1 protein-coding gene and 1 pseudogene are annotated in these 2,428 nt (G+C 65.1%); both read right to left on the bottom strand.

Annotated elements, in window-relative coordinates; translation table 11 throughout:
- Positions 1-139: 139 nt before the first annotated feature.
- Positions 140-745: pseudogene (locus NW845_RS12725) on the bottom strand (AIR synthase related protein); the annotation flags it as partial.
- Positions 746-756: 11 nt separating this feature from the next.
- On the bottom strand, positions 757-2,428 hold a 1,672-nt coding region (recG, locus tag NW845_RS12720; protein WP_414378795.1), incomplete at its 5' end, for an ATP-dependent DNA helicase RecG.

The raw sequence follows: 2,428 nt of genomic DNA, 5'->3' as shown, positions 1-2,428 counted from the left end.
ATTATACCCACACTTGCGTTCGCTGTGCGCTTCAGACTCAGGGGCGTCGAAAAAGGTCGCGGGCCACGGCGGGGGGGCGCGGCGCGCGAGGGGTCGGGGGAGGGGCCGGTAGAGCCCGCCCGGGGGGGGCCCCCACCTACAAGACCCCATACCCCCCCCCCCGAGCTGCCGATTTCACCACCGCCGGCGTCTCCAGCAGCCCCAGAGCCATGACGTTGACCAGGGGGTTGCCACTGTAGCAGGGATCCACGGCCACTTCCCCCCCCACCGTGGGCACCCCCACGCAGTTGCCGTAGTGGGCGATCCCCTCCACCACCCTGGCCATGAGGCGGCGGTTGCGGGGATCCGTCAGCGGCCCAAAGCGCAGGGAGTTGAGCAGGGCAATGGGACGGGCGCCCAGGGTAAAGATATCACGCAGGATGCCTCCCACGCCGGTGGCCGCTCCCTGGAAGGGCTCAACCGCTGAAGGATGGTTGTGGGATTCAATCTTAAAGGCCAGCCAGTCCCCATCCCCCAAATCTATGACGCCGGCATTTTCCCCCGGCCCCACCACCACCCGCTCGCCTGTGGTGGGAAAGTTTTTCAACAGAGGGCGAGAGTTCTTGTAGCAGCAGTGCTCCGACCACATCACCCCAAACATGCCCAGCTCGGTGGGGTTGGGATCCCGGCCCAGTTGCTGCTGGATCTGGTGATATTCCTGGGGGGAGAGGCCGTGGAGCGTCAGCTCTTCAGGAGTAGGGGGCATAGGCACCAAGGTTAGGTCAACAAAGCCGGCCCCAAAAGACGGGCCTGGCGTTCTTCCAGTATGCGACGCAGGCGGGGCCACTGCTGCAGCTCCGGGTCTTGGGCAATGAGCTGCTCTGCTGCCTGGCGGGCCAACTGCAGCACCTCTTGGTCATCCATGAGGCTGGCCAGAGCAAAATCGGGCAGTCCCGACTGGCGGGTGCCCATCACCTCCCCAGGGCCGCGGAAGCGCAGATCCATCTCGGCAATGAAAAAGCCATCGTGGGACTGCTCCAGGACTTTTAGCCGGCGCAGGGCCTCTTCGCTTTGGGATCCCGTCATCAGGATGCAGTAGGCCTGGTCGGATCCCCGCCCCACCCGCCCCCGCAGTTGGTGGAGCTGGGAGAGGCCAAAGCGCTCGGCATGCTCCACCAGCATCACCGAGGCGTTGGGCACATCCACCCCCACTTCCACCACTGTGGTGGAGACGAGGATATCCAGCTCCCGCCGGCGGAAAGCTTCTATGACGACGTCCTTCTCGCTGCTGGTCAGACGCCCGTGCAGCAGGCCCACCCGGAACTGGGGGAAGACCTTCTCCTGCAGGCGCTGGTGCTCTTCAATGGCGGACTTGAGATCCAGCTTCTCGGACTCTTCAATCAAAGGCAGCACTACGTAGGCCTGCCGCCCCTGGGCAATCTCCCGCTCCATCAGCCGCACCACCTGCAGGCGATCCCCCGGTCGAGCCACCACCGTGTGCACCGGCTTGCGCCCCGGGGGCAACTCGTCAATTTGGGTAACATCCAGATCCCCGTGCAGGGCCAGGGTAAGGGTGCGGGGGATGGGGGTGGCCGTCATGGTCAGGACATCGGGGTGATCCCCTTTCTGTTGCAGGGCAGCCCGCTGTTCGACGCCAAAGCGGTGCTGCTCGTCGATAACCACCAAGCCCAGGTTGCGAAACTGCACCGCCGGCTGGATGAGGGCATGGGTGCCAACCACTAGGGGCAGCTCCCCGGTCTGCAACTGCCGCAGGATCTCGCGCCGCTTGGCGGGGGGTGTGGAGCCGGTCAAGAGTTCCACAGGCACTTGCAGTTGGCTGAGCCACTCCACCAGCTTGCGGTAGTGCTGCTCGGCCAAGACCTCCGTGGGAGCCATGAGGGCCGTCTGCCAGCCCGACTGGATGGCCGCCAGCAAAGCCGCCACCGCCACCACAGTTTTGCCAGATCCCACATCCCCCTGCAGCAGGCGGTTCATGGGCAAGGGATCCCGCAGATCCGCCAGGATCTCGTCGATGGCCCGCTGCTGGGCAGCAGTCAGCTGGAAGGGCAGGATTTGGTAGAAGCGATCCAAGAGCTCTCCTCTAGCTGGCTGGTAGCGGGGGACAGCCTGGGCCTGGGCGCGGTAGCGCTGCCGCCGCTGCAAGAGGCTAAGTTGCAGGTAGAAAAACTCGTCGAACACCAGCCGCCGCCGGGCCTGGGCCAGCAGCTCTTGCGTCTTGGGAAAGTGGATCTGCTGCAGGGCAAGGGGCAAGTCCAACAGCTGCAACTGCCGCTTCAGGGGCTCCGGCAAGGGATCCTCCACCAAGGCAGCTGCCGGCAGGGCAAGCTGGACGGCTTTGCGCACCAGATCGGCGGGGATCCCTTCTGAGAGGGGGTAAACGGGTAGGATCTTGCCCAACCTCTCCAGATCCTCGCCCTCTCCCCCCAGC

The sequence above is a fragment of the Synechococcus sp. H60.2 genome, from assembly GCF_047462315.1.
Classification (GTDB): domain Bacteria; phylum Cyanobacteriota; class Cyanobacteriia; order Thermostichales; family Thermostichaceae; genus Thermostichus.
The sequence above is the reverse complement of the archived record's forward strand: the minus strand, read 5'-3'. Positions and strand labels throughout refer to the sequence as shown.